This is a genomic window from Bacillus cereus group sp. BfR-BA-01379, from assembly GCF_022663605.1.
GTDB lineage: Bacteria > Bacillota > Bacilli > Bacillales > Bacillaceae_G > Bacillus_A > Bacillus_A mobilis.
Genome location: NZ_JAKUFT010000005.1, coordinates 95,572 through 119,586 on the forward strand (window position 1 = coordinate 95,572; position 24,015 = coordinate 119,586).

Sequence of the window (24,015 nt, forward strand, 5' to 3'; positions counted from 1 at the left end):
ATTCTGGAATGCAAATCCCTTCTTGCACAAAGAAGGGTTTTTTACATAATAAACAGAAGCAAGTTGAAAGGATGAAAGTATATGCCGAAACCAGTAATAGCAATAGTAGGCCGCCCGAACGTAGGAAAATCTACTATTTTCAATAGAATTGTTGGAGAAAGAGTTTCAATCGTAGAAGATATACCAGGTATAACGCGAGACCGTATTTATAGTGCGGGAGAATGGTTAAATCATGAGTTTAACATTATTGACACAGGTGGAATTGATATTGGAGACGAGCCGTTCTTGACACAAATTCGTCAACAAGCGGAAGTAGCGATTGATGAAGCAGATGTTATCATTTTTATGACGAATGGTCGCGATGGTGTAACTGCAGCGGATGAAGAAGTTGCTAAAATTTTATATCGTTCTAAAAAACCAATTGTACTTGCGGTAAATAAGGTTGATAATCCAGAGATGCGTAGTGATATTTATGATTTTTATGCATTAGGATTTGGCGAGCCATTCCCGATTTCAGGTACACACGGTTTAGGACTTGGTGATTTGTTAGATGAAGCTGCAAATCATTTTCCAAAGATTGAAGAAGAAGCGTACGATGATGAAACAATCCGTTTCTCTTTAATTGGACGTCCAAATGTAGGGAAATCATCACTTGTAAATGCACTTCTTGGTCAAGAACGTGTAATTGTAAGTAATATAGCGGGAACGACACGTGATGCTGTTGATACGCCATATAGTAAAGATGGTCAAGATTATGTAATCATCGATACAGCTGGTATGCGTAAAAAAGGGAAAGTATACGAAAGTACAGAAAAGTATAGTGTACTTCGTGCACTTAGAGCGATTGAACGTTCTGACGTTGTTTTAGTCGTTTTAGACGGAGAAGAAGGAATTATTGAACAGGATAAAAAAATTGCTGGATATGCTCATGATTCAGGACGTGCTGTTATTATCGTCGTAAACAAATGGGATGCAGTGAAAAAAGATGAAAAAACAATGAAAGCATTTGAAGAAAACATCCGTGCTCATTTCCAATTTTTAGAGTACGCACCGATTGTATTCTTATCTGCAAAAACGAAAAAACGTACACAAACATTATTACCAGTTATTAATGAAGTAAATGAAAGCCATAGCATTCGTATTCAAACGAACGTATTAAATGATGTAATTATGGATGCGGTAGCGATGAATCCAACACCAACTCATAATGGTAGCCGTCTGAAAATCTTCTATGCGACACAGGTTGCGGTAAAACCACCAACATTTGTTATATTTGTAAACGATACAGAGTTAATGCACTTCTCATATGAGCGCTTCTTAAAGAATCGTTTACGTGAAGCGTTCGGTTTTGTAGGAACGCCGATTCACATTATCGCTAGAGCAAGAGACTAATGGAGAGGATGTGATTTTATGACAAAAATCACAGTAGTAGGAGCAGGTAGCTGGGGAACAGCGTTAGCGATGGTATTGGCTGACAATGGACATGATGTACGAATTTGGGGAAATCGATCTGAACTTATGGATGAGATTAATACGAAACATGAGAATAGTCGATACCTTCCAGGAATTACATTGCCAAGCACAATCGTAGCCTACTCTTCTTTAGAAGAAGCATTAGTAGATGTAAATGTAGTACTTCTTGTAGTGCCAACGAAAGCGTATAGAGAAGTATTGCAAGATATGAAGAAATATGTAGCGGGTCCGATTACTTGGGTTCATGCAAGTAAAGGAATTGAACCTGGTACGTCAAAACGTATTTCGGAAGTGATTGAGGAAGAAATTCCAGAGAACTTGATTAAAGACGTTGTTGTGCTGTCTGGACCGAGTCATGCTGAAGAAGTCGGTTTACGTCAAGAGACGACGGTTACGTCTGCAGCAAAGCGTATGGAAGCGGCTGAGGAAGTACAAGACTTGTTTATGAATAGCTACTTCCGTGTATACACAAATCCAGATATCGTTGGAGTTGAGCTTGGTGGTGCGTTAAAAAATATTATCGCATTAGCTGCTGGAATAACTGATGGTCTTGGATTAGGTGATAATGCGAAAGCAGCATTAATGACACGTGGTTTAACAGAGATTGCTCGTTTAGGTAGAAAAATGGGCGGAAATCCGTTAACGTTTGCTGGTCTAACTGGAATGGGAGACTTAATCGTAACTTGTACAAGCGTTCATAGCCGAAATTGGCGCGCTGGAAATATGCTTGGAAAAGGGCACTCTTTAGAAGAAGTGTTAGAAAGTATGGGTATGGTTGTAGAAGGTGTGAGAACAACGAAAGCTGCTCACGAATTAGCTGAGAAAATGGAAGTTGAAATGCCGATTACAGCTGCTTTATATGATGTGCTATTCAATGGGAATAATGTGAAAGATGCAGTAGGCTCATTGATGGGGCGTGTTCGAAAACATGAAGTGGAAGCTATACCAGACTTACTTTAAAGAAAAGCGACAGAAGTACATTTGTACTTCTGTCGCTTTTTATTTTTTTTGGGTATTTTCACCATTTTTTTATTTTTGCATAGGATGAAGAGTAACTTGAGGAGAGGGTGAAAAGAATGGATAATAATATTTTTAATAACATTGAAAAAGAAGCGAAAGTGAATAAAGAAGATATTTTTAAATTAGCATCATCTGTGCAAAACGCGAATTTACGTGATGAGACTGTGCTTCGTCAATTGATTCATCAAGTGGCTCTTATGGCAGGACGTGAAGTGCCGAAAGAACAAGAGGATCAAATTGTAAAAGCGATCATTAACAATAATATGCCCGCTGATTTTGGCTCGTTAAGCAAAATGTTTAAAAAATAAAATATATGAGAAACAAAGAGTTTGTAGATTGCATATGATAGCCATGAAAGTATGGGAATAGAGCTGTTTTGGGCATATTTGGTCAACCGAAGCGAGAGATACACTCGCTTCGGTTTTATTTTTATCTAGATTAGTAAAAGTTGTGAAAAAACCAGTTGATTAAAGTTACATATTTGCAATTTGTAGTGAAATGTTCTTTTTTGTATTTGTTTAAAGATTTTAATTTGTTAAAATAGTATAAAAATAGATTAATAAAATGGGGTGTGTATATGTCAGAAGGGCTTTTAAAAATGTGGTTTGCTTTAGGAGCAATTGGATTTATGTTTTTTGCAGTAAGTTTTATTTTACTAAGTAGATACAAAATAAAGAATAAATTTTTGAAAGGGATTACAGCGTTAGTAGCGTACACCCTTATGATTGTATCAGGAATTGTTATTTTTCTTGTTGTATTTAGTGGACCTGTACAGCAGTAAAGGGGATAGTCTCGAAAATGTTACATACAAAGCAAGCTATATTAGTATGAAAAGGTGATTGCTAGTGAAAAAAGTCCATATTATTTTAATATTTTGTTGTATGAGCCTTTTAACAGGATGTCTGTATCCGAAAGAAAATATGAAACAAAATGCTGTTCCTTATGAAGATCAGCTACAGGTTGTTCAAAAAGCTGTAGCGACATTTAAGGAGCAAAATGATGGGATATTGCCGATTAAGACGCGGGATATGAATACGCCTATTTATCAAAAGTATCCAATCGATTTTCAAAAGATTGCGCCGCGTTACATACAAGAAGCGCCAGGGAATGCGTATGAAAGCGGGGGCGTATACCAATACGTATTAATAGATGTTGAAACAAACCCGACAGTAAAGTTAATTGATGTTAGGATGGCTGAACAAATCCAGGAATTATCATTAAAGCTTAGGATGTATCGGGATGAACATCGATATCCACCTTTTAAAAAGGTAATTTCAGATGGTGTGTATGAATTAGATTTCAAAAAACTAGGATATAAAGATGTACCGCAAGTGACAAGTCCGTATTCTGGTAAAGGGCTTCCTTTTGTAATCAATGAAAAGGGAGAAGTTTATGTTGATTATCGAATCGACTTATATGAAGCGTTGAAAAAAAATGAAGGTCAATTTAAGGAGGGGGAAGATATTCGGAATATACTTTCGAACGATTCTCCATTTGTACCTGCGTATTCTTTACCGTATACGGTAAAGAATGGAGAACCAATTTTTTTAAAATCATAAGTCATGAACCTTTCTTTTAGTGAATAAGTTCTAGAAGAAAGGTTTTTTATGTTACACAACTTGCGATGCAAACAAAAGGTATTTTTTAATAGTCATATGAAATTGGACAAAATTATATGATATATTGTCCGAACTTCTAGAATACCATTATATTATATCAGATATCATAGGCAACGTTAGAGAAGGTATTAGTTGACTATAAACGTGGAATTATTCCCAAAAATATTGAGGGAGGGAATCACTTGGAAAAGGTAGATATTTTTAAAGATATTGCGGAACGCACAGGCGGTGATATTTATTTTGGAGTTGTAGGAGCTGTTCGAACAGGGAAATCAACATTCATTAAAAAATTTATGGAACTTGTAGTTATTCCTAATATTGAGAATGAGTCTGACCGTCAAAGGGCGCAGGATGAACTGCCTCAAAGTGCTGCTGGTCGTACAATCATGACGACGGAACCGAAGTTTGTTCCAAACCAAGCGGTTTCTATCGAAGTAGATGAAGGTCTTGAAGTGAATATTCGATTAGTAGATTGCGTCGGATATACGGTTCCAGGAGCAAAAGGCTATGAAGATGAGAATGGCCCGCGCATGATTAATACTCCTTGGTATGAAGAACCTATTCCATTCCATGAAGCTGCAGAAATCGGCACACGTAAAGTAATTCAAGAGCATTCAACGATTGGTGTTGTCATTACAACAGATGGAACGATTGGTGAAATTCCAAGAAGAGATTATATAGAGGCAGAAGAACGTGTAGTAAATGAGTTAAAAGAAGTCGGAAAACCTTTCATTATGATCATTAATACTGTACAGCCGTATCATCCAGATACAGAGCAATTGCGCCAAAGTTTATCTGAAGAATATGATATCCCAGTCATTGCGATGAGTGTAGAGAGTTTAAGAGAAACAGATGTGTACAATGTGCTTCGAGAAGCGTTATTTGAGTTCCCGGTTTTAGAAGTGAATGTTAACCTTCCGAGCTGGGTGATGGTGTTAAATGAAGGGCATTGGTTACGCCAAAGCTATCAAGAAGCTGTTCAAGAGACTGTAAAGGATATAAAACGTCTTCGTGATGTGGACCGCGTCGTTTGGCAGTTTAGTCAGTATGAATTTATTGATCGAGCAAGCCTAGCTGGCATTGATATGGGGCAAGGCGTAGCAGAGATTGATTTATATGCACCAGATGAATTATATGATCAAATTTTAAAAGAAGTAGTAGGAGTAGAAATTAGAGGGAAAGATCATTTGTTGAAGCTTATGCTCGATTTATCTCATGCAAAAATAGAATACGATCAAGTGGCGGATGCCCTGCGTATGGTAAAGCAAACAGGATATGGTGTAGCAGCGCCTGCGCTAGCTGACATGAGCTTAGATGAGCCAGAAATTATTCGTCACGGTTCAAGGTTTGGTGTGAAATTAAAAGCTGTAGCGCCATCTATTCATATGATTAAAGTAGATGTGGAGTCAACGTTTGAGCCAATCATTGGTACTGAAAAGCAAAGTGAAGAATTAGTTCGTTATTTAATGCAGGATTTTGAAGATGACCCATTATCAATTTGGAATTCTGATATATTCGGACGTTCGCTTAGCTCTATTGTTCGAGAAGGCATACAAGCAAAACTATCTTTAATGCCAGAAAATGCGAGATATAAATTAAAAGAAACGCTAGAAAGAATTATTAACGAAGGATCTGGCGGATTAATTGCGATTATATTATAAGAAAAAAATCCCTCTCATCGCAGAGGGATTTTTTTGATTTTCGCGTATAGAATAGAAAAATAAACAGTCATTATCTAATATATTGTTGTAAATTGTCAAGTTTCATCAGATTTTCACATTTTAAGAGTAACAATTTCCTTAAAAATATTGAATTATAAAGGAGAATCGTATAATATAGGCGTTGATAATGATTTATCTACATCTTTGTAGTATAGAATTTGCAAAAATTGCCTACAAATGAAAGTAAGACTCATTTTATGATCATTATACAGTCTTATCTTTGGGAGGAGGTGAATGGCATGAACAAGACAGATTTAATCAATGCTGTTGCAGAAGCAAGTTCCCTTTCTAAAAAGGACGCAACAAAAGCAGTAGACGCTGTTTTTGATTCTATCTTAGAAGCTTTAAAACAAGGTGATAAAGTACAACTGATCGGATTCGGTAACTTCGAAGTTCGTGAGCGTGCGGCTCGTAAAGGTCGTAACCCACAAACAGGTGAGGAGATTGAAATCGCTGCAAGTAAAGTACCTGCATTCAAACCTGGTAAAGCGTTAAAAGATGCGGTTAAATAATCCTTACATATTAACAGGGAAGAAGAGTTTCCTTTTTGGGAACTCTTCTTTTTGCTTTTAAAAACATAAATATGCTAGAATGTGTTCGTATCACTTTTAGGTTTTCGGGAGGGCTAGCGGATGGCAAAAGTTAATTTAGAACAAATTGAACATGCAGTACGCCTTATTTTAGAGGCAATCGGAGATGACCCAAATCGCGAGGGAGTGCTTGATACACCAAAGCGTGTTGCAAAAATGTACGCAGAAGTGTTCGCAGGAATGCATGAAGATCCGAAAGAACATTTGCATAAAGTGTTCGGAGAAGATCACGAGGAGCTTGTACTAGTAAAAGATATACCGTTTTATTCGATGTGTGAGCATCATTTAGTTCCATTCTATGGAGTTGCTCACGTTGCATATATTCCGCAAGGCGGAAAAGTGACAGGGTTAAGTAAATTAGCTCGTACTGTAGATACAATTGCACGTCGTCCACAACTGCAAGAACGTATTACATCAACAGTAGCGAACTCTATTATGGAAGTACTAGAGCCGCATGGTGTAATGGTAGTAGTAGAAGCGGAACATATGTGCATGACGATGCGCGGTGTGAAAAAGCCAGGCGCGAAAACAGTAACAACAGCAGTACGTGGTGTGCTAGAAAATGATGCTGCAGCACGCAGTGAAATTTTATCTTTTATTAAATCGAAGTAAAGAAAAGTAGGAAACTGCTTTTCTTTTTTTTTTATGTAAATAAATGATATAGTTTTAGTAAGGCAGAGTGAGAATAGAAAGACTACTAAAAAGAGTGGAAGATGTTATTTCGTTCGGTGGAAGTTTGGAAAGAGTAGCCAAGTTTTGGTTATAGAAAATAGTATGTATGTGTTATAATAAGTTTTATGAATTAGAAAACAAGGGTGATTTTTGTGTGTGACATCTACGGAGGGTATGCGGGTATAAGAGAGAAATTGATGGAGAAATTACGCCATCCTTATTTTATAAACTATATTGAAGAACCATTTATTGATGAAGAAAAAATAGCATTGTTATATGGAGCTTTAAAAAGTGCAAATTTACATATAGAACAAATTGAGCATTATGTAGTAACGATTATGCTTGTGCAAATTGCGCTTGATACACATGAAAGAGTATCAAATAAAGCAGGGGAAGAAGCAAATGAATCGCATAAACGTCGTCAGCTAACAGTACTTGCTGGTGATTACTATAGCGGGTTATATTATTATTTATTGTCTATGAATCGTGATATTGTTTTAATTCGTGCGCTTGCTGAAGGAATTAAAGAAATTAATGAACACAAAATAATGTTATATCAAAAAGCGCATGAAACGATGGATGACATAATGGAAAGTGTAGTTACGATTGAGTCTGCACTCTTGCAAAAAACATGTGATCATTTTCAGTTATCGCATTGGAAGCCGTTTATAACGTATGTACTAGGAAAGAACCGTCTTCAAAAAGAATGTGAACTGCATGCTGATAAAAGACATTCACCTGTTTTCCAAGCAGTTCAAGGAATTGTGAAGGATCAAGCAGAGGTAGAAACAGTAATACATGGATGGATGATGGAACTCAGAAAGAAAGAAAATCAATTTTTAGAAAACCACACAGATATAAGTGAAATAAACTCTGTGTTAAGAGATAAATCGAAGACATAAGCTATTTTACATTGGAAGAAGGTACGAGCATGCAACAATCAAAAGAAGAAAGAGTACATGATGTATTTGAGAAAATCTCTGATAAATACGATGTGATGAATTCTGTAATTAGTTTTCAAAGACATAAAGCGTGGCGTAAAGAGACGATGCGCATTATGGATGTAAAACCAGGTAACAAGGCTCTTGATGTATGCTGCGGGACAGCGGACTGGACAATTGCGCTAGCTGGAGCGGTAGGTGAACAGGGTAAGGTTGTTGGTTTAGACTTCAGTGAAAATATGTTATCTGTTGGTAAGCAAAAGGTAGAGGCGTTACAATTAAAACAAGTAGAACTTCTACACGGGAATGCAATGGAGCTTCCATTTGAAGATAACACATTTGATTATGTAACGATTGGATTTGGTTTACGTAACGTACCGGATTATATGCACGTATTAAAAGAAATGACGCGTGTAGTCAAACCAGGTGGAAAAGTAATTTGTTTAGAAACATCTCAACCAACAATGATTGGTTTTCGACAAGGGTATATTTTATACTTTAAATATATCATGCCGTTATTTGGAAAGTTATTTGCGAAAAGCTATAAAGAATATTCATGGCTGCAAGAATCTGCTAGTTCATTCCCAGGTATGAAAGAATTGGCTAGTATGTTTGAAGAAGCTGGACTTGAACGTGTACAAGTGAAGCCGTTTACTTTTGGGGTAGCTGCGATGCATTTAGGTATAAAACCAGAATCAAAATAGAAAAAAGAAGTTTTAGGTTAAGGTGAACAATATGAAGTTACAACTTATGTACTCTTTTTTACGATCGGATATTAATGTGATAGAAAAAGAATTAAAAAAGACAGTTGCTTCTGAACAGCCATTAGTAGAAGAGGCGGCATTACAACTTATTGAAGCTGGTGGGAAGCGAATTCGTCCTGTATTTGTATTGCTTGCGGGAAAGTTTGGAGATTATAAGTTAGATGCAATTAAGCATGTAGCTGTTGCGTTAGAACTTATTCATATGGCTTCTCTTGTTCACGATGATGTTATTGATGCTGCATTTTTACGACGTGGTAGTGCAACTGTGAATGCGAAATGGGGAGATCGTATTGCAATGTATACAGGGGACTATCTATTTGCTAAGTCTCTTGAATGTATAACAAATATCGAAATTCCAGAGGCGCATCAGGCGCTATCGCATACCATTTTAGAAGTTTGTAAAGGTGAAATTGAACAAATTAAAGATAAATACAATTATGACCAAAATTTACGAACGTATTTAAGAAGAATAAAGCGAAAAACAGCATTATTAATTGCGGCGAGTTGTCAACTAGGAGCAATTGCTGCTGGCGCTAATCGTGATACGGTAAATCGACTATTTTGGTATGGGTATTTTGTAGGCATGTCGTATCAAATTATTGATGATATTTTAGATTTCGTGTCCACAGAAGAGAAGCTTGGAAAACCTGCTGGCGGAGATTTACTACAAGGAAATATTACGCTTCCTGCTCTATACGCTATGGAAGATCCAGTACTTCGTAAGAAAATCACATCTGTACATGAAAATACAACAGCGGATGAAATGAAAGAAATTATTGAGGCTGTAAAGAATAGTGCCGCTATTGATAAAGCATTTGCATTTAGTGAACGTTATTTACATAAAGCATTAGAAATTATAAAACCGCTCCCACGTGGACAAGCGAAGTATGCATTACAAAATGTAGCAAAGTATATTGGAAAACGAAAATTTTAGTGTTTTTTCTAAAAAATAAAATAATCTCTCTATTTCAAAACTATTGCACAATTGTGATAAGGGTGTTAATATGTGTGTGGGGATATACAATTACATACATAATTCAGAAGTGGAGAGATTTTTTATGGAAAAAACATTTCTAATGGTAAAACCAGACGGTGTACAACGTGCCTTCATTGGGGAAATCGTAGCTCGTTTTGAGAAAAAAGGCTTTCAATTAGTTGGTGCAAAATTAATGCAAGTCACTCCGGAAATTGCTGGACAACACTATGCTGAGCACACAGAGAAACCTTTCTTTGGTGAATTAGTAGATTTTATTACATCTGGCCCTGTATTCGCAATGGTATGGCAAGGTGAAGGTGTAGTAGATACAGCTCGTAACATGATGGGTAAAACAAGACCACATGAAGCAGCTCCTGGAACAATTCGTGGAGATTTCGGTGTAACTGTTGCGAAAAACATTATCCATGGTTCTGATTCGTTAGAAAGTGCAGAGCGTGAGATTGCTATTTTCTTTAAGGAAGAAGAATTAGTTGACTACTCAAAATTAATGAATGAATGGATTTACTAATTATTTTGAAATAATTTGTAAACGCTTTAATCACTGTGATAATAGTAGAAAGTGCAAGGAGAATAGGGGTATTCTTCTTGCACTTTTTTTATTTCATTTAGTTACGAAGTTAGGGCGGTTATGATATATTGATATGTAAAGTAAAAGGCCTATCGGATAATAAACGAATGGCTGATGTATTATATAATTTCTTTCATATTTTTAGAGTAAGGAAAGATAATATCATTGCTTAATATAGCGAGATAAATACATATACGAAAAGAGGAATAACGTATGCGATATATTACAGCTGGTGAGTCTCATGGTCCACAACTTACAACGATTATAGAAGGTGTTCCGGCAGGACTGCCTTTAGTAGCGGATGATATAAATGAAGAGTTAGCTAGAAGGCAAAAGGGTTATGGGCGTGGTAGACGCATGCAAATTGAAACAGATCAAGTGCAAATTGTAAGTGGTGTTAGACACGGAGAGACATTAGGTTCTCCAATTGCACTTGTTGTTGAAAATCGTGATTTTGCGCATTGGACAAAAATTATGGGCGCAGAGCCTTTAACAGAACAAGAAGAAAAAGAAATGAAAAGAAAAGTAACAAAGCCAAGACCTGGACATGCTGATTTAAATGGTGCGATTAAATATGGACATAGAGATATGAGAAATGTACTAGAACGTTCTTCAGCACGCGAAACGACAGTGCGTGTTGCTGCTGGTGCGGTTGCTAAAAAAGTGTTAGCAGAACTTGGTATTAAAGTGGCGGGCCATGTAATTGAAATTGGCGGTGTTGAGGCTAAGGAAGTTACGTATCGTTCAATTGAAGAATTAAAAAGTATTACAGAAGCATCACCTGTACGTTGCTTAGATGAAGATGCAGGTAACAAAATGATGAAAGCAATTGATGATGCGAAAGCAAATGGTGATTCAATCGGTGGGATTGTTGAAGTGATTGTGGAAGGAATGCCAATTGGGGTTGGTAGCTATGTGCATTATGACCGAAAACTGGATGCAAAATTAGCAGCCGCAATTATGAGCATTAATGCCTTCAAAGGTGTCGAGATCGGAATTGGTTTTGAAGCAGCGCATAGACCAGGAAGTGAAGTTCATGATGAAATTCTTTGGAATGAAGAGCATGGATATACACGAAGAACAAATAACGCAGGTGGTTTAGAAGGCGGAATGACGACTGGAATGCCAATTGTTGTGCGCGGTGTGATGAAACCGATACCTACACTATATAAACCTCTTCAAAGTGTAGATATTGATACGAAAGAGCCTTTTACAGCGAGCATTGAACGCTCAGACAGTTGCGCCGTTCCAGCAGCTAGTGTCGTTGCAGAAGCGGTTGTGGCTTGGGAATTAGCGACAGCTTTAATAGAACAATTCGGATTAGATCGTATGGACCTTATTCGTGAAAATATTGAGAAACATAATGAATATGCGAGGGGATTTTAATGGGAAACATACATATTCAAACGAAATCAAAAGAATATGATGTACACGTAGGACAAGAATCGTTGTCACATTTGAAAACAATCGTTCAAAATATGCAACCATCTGTATCAAACGTTATGATCATTTCAGATGAAGCTGTTGCATCTTTCCATTTACAGACAGTTGTAGATGCATTGCAAATAGAGCAAAAAGTATTTTCATTCGTTGTACCGAGTGGTGAAAAAGAGAAGTCTTTTGAAAACTTCTATGCGGCTCATACGTCAGCTCTTGAAAATAAATTAGATAGAAATTCTTTAATTATTGCACTTGGAGGCGGAATGATTGGGGATTTAGCTGGTTTTGTTGCTGCGTCGTTTATGCGTGGAATTCGCTTTATTCAAGTTCCAACGACTTTATTAGCTCACGATAGTGCAGTAGGTGGGAAAGTAGCGATCAATCATCCGTTAGGTAAAAATATGATCGGTGCATTCCATCAACCGGAAGCAGTTGTATATCATACGCCGTTTTTACAGTCTCTTCCTGAAAAAGAATGGCGTTCAGGTTATGCAGAAGTGATAAAACATGCTCTTATTGGTGATGTAGAGCTGTATCATTGGCTAAGAGAAGAAGTGCAAACATTAGCAGACCTTCGTGATGAAAAGTTAATTCATATATTAACGAAGGCGATTCCTGTAAAGGCAAATATTGTAGCGCAAGATGAAACAGAACAAGGCGTACGTGCTCATTTGAACTTTGGACATACGTTAGGCCATGCTCTTGAAAAAGAGCTAGGATATGGAAATATTACTCACGGTGACGGAGTAGCGGTTGGAATGTTATTTGCCTTGTTTTTAAGTGAACAGGTGTACAAGGTTGATCTTTCCTATGAAGAGATGAAGCAGTGGTTCTTAAAGTACGGTTATCCAAAAATGCCAAGTGATTTGAATGTAGAGCGCCTCGTCCAGTTGATGAAACAAGATAAGAAAGCGAATGCTGGAGCAATTCATATGGTGTTAATGCAGGAATATGGGGTAGTGAATGTCGTATCTATTCCAGATGAGACTGTTCATATTGCGTTAGAGGCATTTCAAAAGGATATGGCTTAAGAAGTGTGAAGTGCTTGTTTTGAGGTATTCTCGTAATAGTGGCGGTTAAGATAAACGATTACAGTGCGGGATTACAACCGTAGTGTAATCGAATTGAATAAAATGACTGGGGGAAGAAAAATGAGAGTGAAAGAGCAATTGTTAACTTTGAGAGCATATGTACCTGGGAAAAACATTGAAGAAGTAAAAAGGGAATATGGATTATCAAAAATTGTGAAATTAGCATCGAACGAAAATCCATTCGGTTGCTCAGCACGCGTAACAGAAGCATTAACTTCTTTAGCGAGTCAATATGCTCTTTATCCAGATGGATATGCATTTGAACTTCGGACAAAAGTAGCAGAGCAGTTAGGTGTTAAAGCGGAACAACTGTTATTTGGTAGTGGATTAGATGAAGTCATTCAAATGATTAGCCGTGCATTACTACACGAAGGAACAAATGTTGTAATGGCGAATCCAACATTCTCTCAATACCATCACCATGCTGTTATTGAAGGAGCAGAAGTTCGTGAAGTACCACTTAAAGATGGCATTCATGATTTAGATGCGATGTTACAGCAAGTAGATGATAAAACGAAGATTGTATGGATTTGTAACCCGAATAATCCAACAGGTACATATGTAGAGAAGCAAAAGTTACTTTCATTTTTAGAATCAGTTCCTAAGTCAACGCTCGTTATTATGGACGAAGCATATTATGAATATGCGGGAGCAGAAGACTATCCACAAACATTATCACTTCTTGAAAAATATGAAAATCTTATGGTTTTACGTACGTTTTCAAAAGCATATGGTTTAGCTGCTTTCCGTATCGGGTATGCGGTTGGTAATGCGAAGTTAATCGGACAGCTAGAAGTAGCAAGGTTACCATTTAATACATCGACTGTAGCCCAATCGGTAGCACTTGCTGCATTAGAAGATCAAGCATTTTTACAAGAATGTGTGAAAAAGAACGAAGAAGGATTAAATCAATATTACGCATTTTGTAAGGAATATAACGTATTCTATTATCCATCTCAAACAAATTTCATTTTCTTAAAACTCGGTATTCCTGGTAATGAGGCTTTCGAACGATTAATGAAGAAAGGCTACATTGTTCGTTCTGGTGCTGCATTTGGTATACATGATGGTATTCGTATTACTGTCGGTTTGAAAGAAGAAAATGATGAAATTATAGAATTATTGAAAGAGCTTGTAAAAGAGCAAGTAAAGAAAGAAGAAACATACTCTTAAGAGTGTGTGAAGGCTCCTATTATAGGAGTCTTTTTTATTTAAATGACTCGATCCGTGCGTGTTAATAATTAATAAGGGAAGTTATTTGCACGGTAATGAAAGAAAACGGTACAATAGAAAGTAGTAATGCGGTATCGGTGTCATATTCGAATCGTTATCAGTGAAAGTACAAGAAGAAGTATGCTCATTCTAAAGGTTGCGTTCTTACACCTAGTTGCTTATGATAAAGTGAAACTTTAATCAGTGGGATGTTCATCTTCACTGATTATTAGCCCGCATAAATCGGGGGAAATGACCAGAAAATAATATTTGTTAGAATTAAAGGAGACGTTTATGCAAAACTTTGAACAAGCTGTTTCATATATTGAAAATGGTGAAGCGGAAAAAGGATTACAATTATTAAAAGAACAATTAAAAATTGCGAATGATGAAGAGAAGTACGATATCGCTCGCTATTATCATACACTTGGATTTATGGATGAAGCGTTAGCAATTACAGAAGATTTGCGTTTATTGTACCCGGAAGAAAGTGAATTCACTGTATTTTTAGCAGAATTATATATTGATTTAGACAAAGAAGATGAAGCAATTGAAGTGCTTCATGATATTCCGGAAAATGATGATTTATATGTTCAATCGTTATTACTTGTTGCAGATTTATTCCAAATGCAAGGTTTCGATGATGTAGCGGAACAAAAACTATTAAAGGCGAAAGAAATGATGCCTGATGAGCCTGTTATTACGTTTGGATTAGCAGAGTTATATAGTAGTAAAGGGGAAGAACAAAAGGCAATCACTTATTATGAGGCGCTATTAGCGGAACATAAAGTAATGGGTGGTGTTGTCATTGCACTTCGCCTCGCAGAAACGTTAAGTGCGATTGGAAATTGGGAAGAAGCGATCTCTTACTACGAAGCAGGTTTAGAGGAACAAAAAGATATCCACTCATTATTTGGATATGCCTTCACATTATACCAAGGCGAAGAATACCAAAGAGCAATTGGTGCTTGGCAAGAACTAAAAGAATTGGATCCGGAGTATGCGTCGCTTTACATGTATTTAGCGAAAAGCTATGAAAAAGAAGGAATGCTTCAAGAAAGCTATGAAACACTTCAAGAAGGAATTAAAGTAGATGAGCTTTCTGTACCATTGTATGTAGAATTAGCGAACATTGCAGCGAAATTAGGGAAAATAGCGGAAGCAGAGGAAGTGCTTCAAAAAGCGCTTGAGTTAGATCCAGGACATTTAGGTGCGATATTAAAATATGCGTATATCTTAAAAGAACAAGAAAAGTATGAAGAGCTAATTGCCGTTGTAGAGCGTGCGATTGATAGCGGAGAACCAGATACACAACTACTTTGGGATCTTGCGTTTGCAAAAAAACAATTAGAAATGTATTCGGATGCATTAAAACACTATGAAAGTGCATATACTTCTTTTAAGAATCATCCAGACTTCTTGGAAGAGTACGGTTATTTCTTATTGGAAGAAGGTATGAGAAAAGAGGCGAAAGAAGTATTTACTCAGTTAATACAACTAGACCCAACACAAATTCATATTGAAGAATTGTTATATAATTTAGAGGATTTTTCATAAGTTGGAAGGAAACTGAATGCCGCTTCTTGAATCTAAAAAGAAAAGAGAAAGACAGAGGAGGGACTTAATTGCTATGAATACCCCTGTTTCTGTAAACGAGAAGAAGGATTTTGTAAAATGGTTTTTGAATAATTACCAACTGAAACAGCGTGAATGTGTATGGATTTTGAATTATTTAATGAGTCACGACCAATTGATGCATAAAGTCCACTTCGTAGAGCATGCAAAATATTGTCCGCGTGGCTTAGTGATGTCCGCGAATTGTGTAAAAGATACACCGTTTCACTTTTTTAAACAAAATGTTATGACAACGGATGCTGAAAAATCGTTTCATGATATTCGTTTAAATCGAGATGAGGATATTTATATTCAACTCAATTTTAAATCATCATTTCAAAATGCCAATTATGTAGCTGTATTAGAAGAAAACCCGTATTTACCAAAGCATATTGAAGTAAATGAAAAAGATCGTTTACTTGCAGAAAGATTTTTAGAAGAAAGTGTATTTTCTTTTAGAAGAGAACGTCTTTTGAAACAAATTGATGAAGCGCTAGATAAGCAGGATCAGGAAGCGTTTCATAGGTTAACAGCTGAGTTAAAGATGCTGTAGAATTCATTTGGATTCATAAAATTTTACAAATTTCAGACTTTTTAAGAAAAACTACCTTAATATAGGTAGTTTTTCTTTTTTTACCTCTTTTAGTATGGTTTAATATATATAAAGTGAAAGTTCTGTCATTTGTAGGTGAGGGGAGGGAAGAAATTTGAAATGGATTGTAAAAGATGTGGAACAGTTTGAGCAAGCAAGAGAGTATGTAGATACAGGTGTTATACCACTTTTATCAATTTCGGCAGCAAAAGAAATGAAAATGGTAGTAGAACAAGGTGAATTTATCGAATTGTTGAGTATGGAGCTGGAAAGAGAATATAAAGGAAGAGTGCTTTTACTACCTGCATTTACGTATTTAGTAGAAAGTCAAAAAAATGAAAAAGGTCGTTTGCAAGAATGGACAAATCATTTACAAGAGCAAGGTTTTAAGCATATTGCTTATGTTACAAGTGATTTTTCATGGAAAGAAGATATGCAAGAATTACAAGGAGATTTATTTTGGTTTCCTTCATTGGCGTTAGAACAATTTAGTGATCAAGCGAAAAGAGAAGTTATTCATGCGCATATAAAAAATATAATGGTAATGCTAGAAGGAAAATGGGGAAAGTAATAATAAACAGAAAGTTCTTATTATTATGAGTAGTATGATATTGACCTGTGCATAAGCGTATTATATCATGATAGTGTCCTAGTTTTTATTTTTTATATAATTTATCACGAGGGGACAATTTCTGATAGAGGGGGGAAATTTTCGTGAGCGAGAAAGAACATCGTGTATCAAGAAGACAGTTTTTAAATTACACCCTTACAGGGGTAGGAGGCTTTATGGCAGCGGGTATTTTAATGCCGATGACGCGATTTGCGCTTGATCCGGTGTTAAGAAAAGAAGCGGGAACGGATATGGTTGCTGTTGCACAAGTAAAGGATATTACAACAGAGCCGAAACGTTTCGACTTTAAGGTGAAGCAGGTTGATGGTTGGTACAAGTCCGAAGAGCCAAAATCAGCTTGGGTTCATAAAGATGAAAGCGGAGACATTGTGGCGTTCTCTCCAGTATGTAAACATTTAGGATGTACAGTAAACTGGAATTCGGACAAAGCACATCCGAATCAATTCTTTTGTCCATGTCACGGGGGCCGTTACACAAAAGACGGGATGAACATTAAAGGCACGCCGCCCCTTGCTCCACTTGATGTGTACGAATCTAAAGTGAAAGATGGAACGCTGTATTTAGGAAAAGCGAAGCCAAGAGGGGGTGCAAAGTAGATGCTAAATAAAATTTATGATTGGGTAGATGAAAGGTTAGATATTACACCAATATGGCGTGATATTGCTGATCATGAAGTACCTGAACATGTAAACCCGGCACATCACTTTTCTGCATTCGTTTATTGCTTTGGAGGACTTACCTTTTTCGTTACTGTAATTCAAATTTTATCTGGAATGTTTTTGACGATGTATTATGTGCCTGATATTAAAAATGCTTGGGAATCGGTTTATTATTTACAAAATGAAGTTGCATATGGGCAAATTGTTCGTGGTATGCACCACTGGGGTGCTAGTCTCGTCATTGTAATGATGTTTTTACATACACTTAGAGTTTTCTTCCAGGGTGCGTATAAAAAGCCTCGTGAGCTAAACTGGATTGTTGGTGTTCTTATTTTCTTTGTTATGTTAGGTCTTGGTTTTACCGGATATTTATTACCGTGGGATATGAAAGCATTATTTGCTACGAAAGTAGGGATTCAAATTGCAGAGCAAACACCGCTCATTGGTCCTTATATTAAAACATTACTCGCTGGTCATTCCGAAATTGTTGGCGCTCAAACATTAACTCGCTTCTTTGCTATTCACGTCTTCTTCTTACCAGCAGCACTTCTAGGTTTAATGGCCTTCCACTTCATCATGATTCGCAAACAAGGTATTTCCGGTCCGCTATAAGAGATTGCTAAATAAAAGGAGAAAGAACTAAAGGAGGGAGATTATGCATCGCGGCAAAGGGATGAAGTTTGTAGGAGATTCTCGGGTACCAGTAGCTCGGAAACCAAATATTCCAAAAGACTATTCTGAATACCCAGGAAAAACAGAAGCATTTTGGCCGAACTTCTTGTTAAAAGAATGGATGGTTGGTGCAGTTTTTTTAATCGGTTATTTATGTTTAACAGTGGCGCATCCGTCACCACTTGAGAGAATGGCGGATCCAACTGATGCCGGATATATACCACTTCCAGATTGGTATTTCTTATTCTTGTATCAGTTATTAAAGTATTCATATGCTTCTGGTTCATTCACTGTAATTGGAGCGTTTATTATGCCAGGGATTGCGTTTGGTGCATTACTGTTAGCGCCATTTCTTGATCGAGGACCAGAAAGACGCCCGTTGAAGCGTCCTGTAGCAACTGGATTTATGCTTTTAGCAATTGCATCGATTATCTTTTTAACTTGGGAATCTGTAGCACACCACGACTGGGAAGCTGCAAAAAAACAAGGAGCAATTGTAAAAACAGCACCAGTTGATAAAAATGATGATGGCTATAAATTAATGCAAAAAAATACTTGTTTAACGTGTCACGGTGACAATTTACAGGGTGGGGCAGCAGCGCCTGCACTGCAAAACTTAACTTTAAAGCCAGAAGAAATTGCTAAAATTGCGAAAGATGGAAAAGGTTCAATGCCTAAAGGTGTATTTAAAGGTACAGATGAGGAACTGAAGAAACTTTCGGAATTCGTTGCAAAGTATAATAAAAAATAATAAAAAGCTGACTACAAAAAATTGTAGTCAGCTTTTTATTTTGATGAGAGAAAGTTTACTATATAATAGAGTAGAGTTTGAGGAAAGAATGACTTTGTTTGAAAGGTGTTGGACATACAGCTTGGTTTACTTGTATGCAATGTTAAGACAACGCTCCGTATTATTATTTTTATTAGTTGTTAACATATTAGGTACAATATACGGATTTATATGGTATGGAAATCAATTAAAAGAAACTTCACCTATATTTTGGCCGTTTGTACCTGATAGCCCGATGGCGAGTCTTTTTTTTGTCTTTGTTTTAATTGCTTTTTTAATAAAGAGAAATTGGGGATTAATAGAGGCGCTAGCGATTGTTACTTTAATAAAATATGGTATATGGGCTGTTGTTGTAAATGCAATTATGATCTATGTAAAAGGTCCTATTGGTGTTATGGGGTATATGTTAATGCTTTCGCATTTTGCGATGGCAGTACAAGGATTGTTATATGCACCGTTTTATCGTATAAAAAAATGGCATTTTGCGGTAGCGGCTATATGGACATTACATAATGATGCAATTGATTATTTATTTTGGCAAATGCCGAGATATGGAATTATGCATTTGTTTGTAGAAGAAATTGGTTATTTTACGTTCTGGCTAAGCATCGCTACACTATGTATTACATATTATTCTTGCTTGCGTGAGAACCGAAAACAGTTTTCTTTATGATAGTTAAAACATGTAGGGGGAGAAAATGAAGAAAAATAAGAGTGGTACAAAAATATGGGATCGATTGATTACGATAGTTGTTTCGTATAGCATAGCATTTTCTATATTTGCACTTGCAACAACGGCGGTTGTATACGGAAAATGGCTGTATTATTTTGAAATTGATTTTTTAAACATTCCAGATTTAGCGGATATGACGAAGGGTGATATTAAAAGAAATTATGATGTGCTTATCACATATTTATCGCCGTTTTATGATGGTGCATTGCAGTTGCCAACATTAGATATGTCTACAAATGGACGTATTCATTTTGTAGATGTTAAAAATATTTTAGTAAAGATTCAATATGTGATGTATGCGACAATTATGATTGCCATAATAGGCGGGATTTATTTATTAAAAAAGAAAAATGAAAAGTTTTTACTGCATGGATCAATTTTAACAATTATCTTTCCAATCGCGCTGATGCTACCGATTGCTATTAATTTTGAAAAAAGTTTTGTATTATTCCATAAGCTTTTATTCAGTAATGATTATTGGATGTTTGATATTGAAACGGATCCGATTATATTAATGCTACCAGAAGAATTCTTTATGCATGCTGCGTGTGCTATTTTACTATTTATTTTATGCGGCAGCATACTTTGTTATAGCTTGTATAGATATTTCGTAAAAAAGAAAAGGATTTCAAAGGAAAAATTCTCTGCTTAAAGAGAATTTTTTTGTTTGTAAAACGATAATATATTTTTCGGTTCAGTTCTGTTCTATTCTTGTCCCAATTAACATATTTTGTACTAGTAGTTATAGGGGGGACCGTGATGAAGAGAACATTAATTGGATTGATAGCATTTCTAATTATAATGTTTCCGTTACGTATATATGCTGAAGAGTGGAGTGAACTAACAGGGTTGTTAGACGACTCATTACAATTAGTGAAGCGTAATGAAGATGAAAAAGCAGTACAAGTATTACAACATTTCTCGGAGCAGTTTGTAATAAAGGGGAATGAAAAGAAGCAAGAAGTAACGCCAGATCAAGTTAGAGTTATTTCTTTAGCTTACGACAAGGCGAAACAATCTCTCGTGGAAACAGATTTAGGTAAACAAGTTAAAATTGATAATGTGTTAGCCCTGCAGCTCGCTGTTGATGCGCAAGTGTCGAAATATCAACCACTTTGGATGGAAAGAGAAACAAAAATAATGGGTGCCTTTTCTCAAATGGAAAAAGCGATGAAAAAAGAAGATACCGGACAGTTTCAACAAACGTTAAACACATTTTTACATGAATTTAATATTATTTATCCAAGCTTAATGATTGCTTTGCCAGAAAACGAAGTGCAGCGTGTAAATGCCCATTTATCTTATTTGGATGAATTTCGTAACGTTATGTTAAAAACGAAAGGTGGGCAAATGCAATTAGGAATCATTAAAGGGGATTTGCAAAAAATATTTCACACAGTAAAAAAAGATGAAATTGCACCCTCGCTCATTTGGTTTATGACAATTACTGGAGGTCTTATTTTATTCACATTAACTTATGTTGGGTGGAGAAAGTATAAAGGGGAGAGAGAAAAAAGAAAAAGTAATGTACACTCTAAGAATAGATAATGCAATAAATAAAGATATGGATTGTAAGGTTTATTCATTGACAATGATGGCAGAAGAAAATAGAATGAGAAGTACTATAATTAAAACTTCAATGGAGGTTCATGATGTTTTATTTAATTTACTTCGCGATCATAATGATCATACCGTTGTATGCACAGTCAAGAGTACGTAGTGCTTATAGCAAGTATTCACAAGTTTATTCAACATCAGGTATGACAGGAGCGGAAGTGGCTCGAAAAATTTTAGATGAAAATGGATTATACAACGTAGCTGTAGAAGAAACACCAGGCCATTTATCAGACCATTATGATCCAACTGCCAAAACAGTTAGATTATCAACAGATAACTATTACGGTCATTCAGTTGCTGGTACAGCAGTTGCAGCACACGAAGTAGGACACGCAATTCAAGATGCAAAAGATTATAACTTTATGCGTATTCGTCATTCGTTAGTGCCTGTGGCGAATTTTGGATCGAATATATCATGGGTATTTATTATGATTGGTATATTTGCAACAATGTCAAAACTATTGTTATTAGGAATTATTTTAATGGCAGCAGGTGTTGTGTTCCAACTCGTTACATTACCAGTTGAGTTTGATGCATCAAAGCGTGCAATGCAACAAATTGAAGCGTTAGGTATCGTATCAACAGATGAATATGGCCAAGCTCGTAAAGTATTAAATGCGGCAGCATTAACATATGTAGCAGCTGCAGCTGTAGCGGTATTTGAATTATTACGTCTCGTATTAATGTATACTGGTATGCAGCGTAGCGACGACTAAAGACTATCATTTGATAGTCTTTTTTTGTTTTGTGGATTGAATTATATAATGTATTGTAAATAGAAATAATAGAAGTAATGCGGAAAGGTGGTGAGGGAAATGAAATATCCAAGCCATTTAGTAAAACAAGTGAAAGAACGTAGTGCTCTTTATCAGTTAGAAGGCTTTTTAAGTGGACAAGGTCCTGAAAATCCCAAATTTATGTTATTAGGAGAAGCGCCTGGTGAAACAGAAATTCATAATGGGATTCCGTTTAGCGGAAGGGCTGGAAAACAATTAATGGTTTTTTTAGAACGGATTGATGTTACAAGGGAAGAAGTATATATTACGAGCGCTGTTCGGAGTAGACCTTATAAGTGGAGAGAGAAAAAAGAACGAAATGGTGAGATCGTACAGAAAAAGTATAATAGAACGCCAAATCAAGGAGAAATACTTGCACATGCCCCTTTGTTAGATTATGAATTAGAGAAAATAAACCCAAAGCTTATCGTCACACTTGGAAATATCGGCCTTCAACGTTTAACAGGAAAAAATAAAAAAATAACTGATGTGCACGGACAATTATTAACACAGCCGATTCAAAAATTAAAGGATATGCAAAGTGCAGCATTTACATGGTCAGAGAAAGAATATCATATTTTCCCGACTTTTCATCCTGCTTCCATTTTCTATAATCGCAGTTTATTGGAGCTTATTTATGAAGATTTAGAGGAACTTAAAAAATATGTAATAAAAAACTAGAAAAGCTAAAGAGCTTTTCTAGTTCGGTTTATGTATGTAACGGATTTTTATTTTCATCTAATGTAAAACCTTCACCAACTACATCATGTACGTCACTTACAGCAACAAAAGCATGAGGGTCTACAGAAGTAATAATATTTTTTAATTTCACGATTTCATTTTTAGCAACAACGCAATACAATACGTTCCGTTCCACTTTTGTATATGATCCAACAGCTTTTAAAAAAGTAGCTCCGCGCTCCATATCCGATAAAATTTTAGCAGCAATTTCGTCATTTTTATCGGATATAATAGTTGCTCCTTTCGCCGCATAGGCTCCTTCTTGCATAAAATCAATGACTTTCGCCCCGATAAAAACAGCAACTAACGTATACATGCCCTCGCGGTATGATAAATAGGTAAGAATTGAGACGATAATGACGATAGCATCAAACATAAACATCGTTTTCCCCATACTCCAGCCAACATACTTATGAGCGAGTCTCGCGATAATATCTACACCGCCAGTAGTCCCGCCGTATTTAAATATTATTCCAAGACCGATACCGATAAATGCCCCGGCGAATAAAGCCGCGAGTGTCATATCATTTTGTAAGTTTAAATGTAAGTTGAGAACATCGTAACGCTGAAAAATCCATAGAAATAAAGATACGCTAAAGGTGCCGATTAATGTATAGATAAATGTCGTTCTTCCAAGCAACTTCCAACCAATAATAAATATAGGGATATTTAAAATTAAGTTTGAGTAAGAAGGATCAAACTTAAATAGAAAATACAATAATAGTGTAATACCGGTAAATCCACCTTCTGCAAGGTGATTTTCAATATTGATATTCACAATACCGAAAGAAAAAATAGCAGAACCAATTAAAATGAAAATGATATTTCGAATCTTCAAATTTGATGACATATAGAAATCCCCCTAATTATGTAGATTGCATTGTTCCGCTGATACGGTAAAACATAATGATAAGTAATTTCTAGTTGTTAGTGAAAATAGTGAAGGCTAAAAAATCCGATTGATTTTGGCTGATCTTTTGCAAAAAACGCAAAAGAAGTTTCACTTTACCCCGTTCCAACGGCTGGTAGGGGATAAAGCTCTGAAGTAGGGCAAACCAGCCGTAGGAACCCGATTGGTTCGG

The 24,015-nt window shown here is 36.2% G+C and carries 27 protein-coding genes; 26 read left to right on the forward strand and 1 reads right to left on the reverse strand.

Annotated features, from left to right (window positions below):
• Nucleotides 1-81 precede the first annotated feature (81 nt).
• From der to MR113_RS03710, 26 genes are all read left to right on the forward strand, one after another.
• Complete coding sequence (der, locus tag MR113_RS03585; RefSeq protein WP_001125888.1) at nt 82-1,392, forward strand: ribosome biogenesis GTPase Der; 1,311 nt, start codon at nt 82-84, stop codon at nt 1,390-1,392.
• Nucleotides 1,393-1,410: 18 nt separating this feature from the next.
• The gene (locus tag MR113_RS03590) at nt 1,411-2,433 is read left to right on the forward strand and encodes an NAD(P)H-dependent glycerol-3-phosphate dehydrogenase (RefSeq protein ID WP_000161774.1); all 1,023 of its coding nucleotides are present in this window, start codon (nt 1,411-1,413) and stop codon (nt 2,431-2,433) included.
• Between the two features lie 116 nt (nt 2,434-2,549).
• A complete protein-coding gene (locus MR113_RS03595; protein ID WP_000369753.1) occupies nt 2,550-2,801 on the forward strand; it encodes a stage VI sporulation protein F in 252 nt (83 codons plus the stop codon).
• A gap of 269 nt (nt 2,802-3,070) precedes the next feature.
• Nucleotides 3,071-3,274, forward strand: coding sequence for a DUF2768 domain-containing protein (locus MR113_RS03600; RefSeq protein ID WP_001289002.1), 204 nt, complete (start codon nt 3,071-3,073; stop codon nt 3,272-3,274).
• A 64-nt stretch (nt 3,275-3,338) separates the two neighbouring features.
• Entirely contained in the window at nt 3,339-4,052 is a 714-nt protein-coding gene (locus MR113_RS03605) for a hypothetical protein (RefSeq protein ID WP_242251096.1), read from the forward strand.
• 242 nt (nt 4,053-4,294) lie between these two features.
• Complete coding sequence (spoIVA, locus tag MR113_RS03610; RefSeq protein WP_000416519.1) at nt 4,295-5,773, forward strand: stage IV sporulation protein A; 1,479 nt, start codon at nt 4,295-4,297, stop codon at nt 5,771-5,773.
• A gap of 299 nt (nt 5,774-6,072) precedes the next feature.
• Complete coding sequence (locus MR113_RS03615; RefSeq protein ID WP_001043860.1) at nt 6,073-6,345, forward strand: HU family DNA-binding protein; 273 nt, start codon at nt 6,073-6,075, stop codon at nt 6,343-6,345.
• 120 nt (nt 6,346-6,465) lie between these two features.
• Nucleotides 6,466-7,035 carry a GTP cyclohydrolase I FolE gene (folE, locus tag MR113_RS03620; protein ID WP_001151477.1) on the forward strand — a complete coding sequence of 190 codons (570 nt, stop codon included), beginning with the start codon at nt 6,466-6,468 and terminating at the stop codon, nt 7,033-7,035.
• A gap of 212 nt (nt 7,036-7,247) precedes the next feature.
• Nucleotides 7,248-7,997 carry a heptaprenyl diphosphate synthase component 1 gene (locus MR113_RS03625; protein ID WP_242251100.1) on the forward strand — a complete coding sequence of 250 codons (750 nt, stop codon included), beginning with the start codon at nt 7,248-7,250 and terminating at the stop codon, nt 7,995-7,997.
• 29 nt (nt 7,998-8,026) lie between these two features.
• Nucleotides 8,027-8,740: a 2-heptaprenyl-1,4-naphthoquinone methyltransferase gene (gene menG, locus MR113_RS03630; protein ID WP_242251102.1), complete on the forward strand. Its 714-nt coding sequence runs from the start codon at nt 8,027-8,029 to the stop codon at nt 8,738-8,740.
• 31 nt (nt 8,741-8,771) lie between these two features.
• Nucleotides 8,772-9,734: a heptaprenyl diphosphate synthase component II gene (gene hepT / locus MR113_RS03635; RefSeq protein WP_016088641.1), complete on the forward strand. Its 963-nt coding sequence runs from the start codon at nt 8,772-8,774 to the stop codon at nt 9,732-9,734.
• A gap of 124 nt (nt 9,735-9,858) precedes the next feature.
• The gene (ndk, locus tag MR113_RS03640; protein WP_000415885.1) at nt 9,859-10,305 is read left to right on the forward strand and encodes a nucleoside-diphosphate kinase; all 447 of its coding nucleotides are present in this window, start codon (nt 9,859-9,861) and stop codon (nt 10,303-10,305) included.
• Nucleotides 10,306-10,578: 273 nt separating this feature from the next.
• Nucleotides 10,579-11,751 carry a chorismate synthase gene (aroC, locus tag MR113_RS03645; protein ID WP_242251104.1) on the forward strand — a complete coding sequence of 391 codons (1,173 nt, stop codon included), beginning with the start codon at nt 10,579-10,581 and terminating at the stop codon, nt 11,749-11,751.
• Nucleotides 11,751-12,836: a 3-dehydroquinate synthase gene (gene aroB / locus MR113_RS03650; protein WP_242251106.1), complete on the forward strand. Its 1,086-nt coding sequence runs from the start codon at nt 11,751-11,753 to the stop codon at nt 12,834-12,836. Before aroC ends, aroB begins: the two co-directional genes overlap by 1 nt.
• 120 nt (nt 12,837-12,956) lie before the next feature.
• The gene (gene hisC / locus MR113_RS03655; RefSeq protein WP_242251117.1) at nt 12,957-14,069 is read left to right on the forward strand and encodes a histidinol-phosphate transaminase; all 1,113 of its coding nucleotides are present in this window, start codon (nt 12,957-12,959) and stop codon (nt 14,067-14,069) included.
• Between the two features lie 333 nt (nt 14,070-14,402).
• A complete protein-coding gene (locus tag MR113_RS03660; RefSeq protein ID WP_242251119.1) occupies nt 14,403-15,665 on the forward strand; it encodes a tetratricopeptide repeat protein in 1,263 nt (420 codons plus the stop codon).
• Nucleotides 15,666-15,738: 73 nt separating this feature from the next.
• Entirely contained in the window at nt 15,739-16,275 is a 537-nt protein-coding gene (locus tag MR113_RS03665) for a ReoY family proteolytic degradation factor (RefSeq protein WP_001095929.1), read from the forward strand.
• A 154-nt stretch (nt 16,276-16,429) separates the two neighbouring features.
• A complete protein-coding gene (locus MR113_RS03670; RefSeq protein ID WP_242251120.1) occupies nt 16,430-16,885 on the forward strand; it encodes a YpiF family protein in 456 nt (151 codons plus the stop codon).
• 143 nt (nt 16,886-17,028) lie between these two features.
• Nucleotides 17,029-17,541 carry a menaquinol-cytochrome c reductase iron-sulfur subunit gene (qcrA, locus tag MR113_RS03675; RefSeq protein WP_001290420.1) on the forward strand — a complete coding sequence of 171 codons (513 nt, stop codon included), beginning with the start codon at nt 17,029-17,031 and terminating at the stop codon, nt 17,539-17,541.
• The gene (qcrB, locus tag MR113_RS03680) at nt 17,542-18,216 is read left to right on the forward strand and encodes a menaquinol-cytochrome c reductase cytochrome b subunit (RefSeq protein ID WP_000932700.1); all 675 of its coding nucleotides are present in this window, start codon (nt 17,542-17,544) and stop codon (nt 18,214-18,216) included.
• Between the two features lie 43 nt (nt 18,217-18,259).
• On the forward strand, nt 18,260-19,027 hold the full coding sequence (gene qcrC, locus MR113_RS03685) for a menaquinol-cytochrome c reductase cytochrome b/c subunit (protein WP_000554601.1): 768 nt from the start codon (nt 18,260-18,262) through the stop codon (nt 19,025-19,027).
• A 121-nt stretch (nt 19,028-19,148) separates the two neighbouring features.
• The gene (lhaT, locus tag MR113_RS03690; RefSeq protein WP_098560751.1) at nt 19,149-19,739 is read left to right on the forward strand and encodes a lipoprotein heptaprenylglyceryl N-acetyltransferase LhaT; all 591 of its coding nucleotides are present in this window, start codon (nt 19,149-19,151) and stop codon (nt 19,737-19,739) included.
• A gap of 25 nt (nt 19,740-19,764) precedes the next feature.
• Complete coding sequence (lit, locus tag MR113_RS03695) at nt 19,765-20,451, forward strand: lipoprotein intramolecular transacylase Lit (RefSeq protein WP_242251122.1); 687 nt, start codon at nt 19,765-19,767, stop codon at nt 20,449-20,451.
• 107 nt (nt 20,452-20,558) lie between these two features.
• Nucleotides 20,559-21,347: a sporulation protein YpjB gene (gene ypjB / locus MR113_RS03700; RefSeq protein WP_242251124.1), complete on the forward strand. Its 789-nt coding sequence runs from the start codon at nt 20,559-20,561 to the stop codon at nt 21,345-21,347.
• Nucleotides 21,348-21,448: 101 nt separating this feature from the next.
• A complete protein-coding gene (locus tag MR113_RS03705; protein ID WP_073517780.1) occupies nt 21,449-22,132 on the forward strand; it encodes a zinc metallopeptidase in 684 nt (227 codons plus the stop codon).
• A gap of 99 nt (nt 22,133-22,231) precedes the next feature.
• On the forward strand, nt 22,232-22,873 hold the full coding sequence (locus MR113_RS03710) for a uracil-DNA glycosylase (RefSeq protein ID WP_242251126.1): 642 nt from the start codon (nt 22,232-22,234) through the stop codon (nt 22,871-22,873).
• Between the two features lie 28 nt (nt 22,874-22,901).
• Here the strand turns inward: MR113_RS03710 and MR113_RS03715 are convergent, their stop codons facing one another.
• Nucleotides 22,902-23,783 carry a YitT family protein gene (locus MR113_RS03715; RefSeq protein ID WP_242251128.1) on the reverse strand — a complete coding sequence of 294 codons (882 nt, stop codon included), beginning with the start codon at nt 23,781-23,783 and terminating at the stop codon, nt 22,902-22,904.
• Between the last annotated feature and the right edge of the window lie 232 nt (nt 23,784-24,015).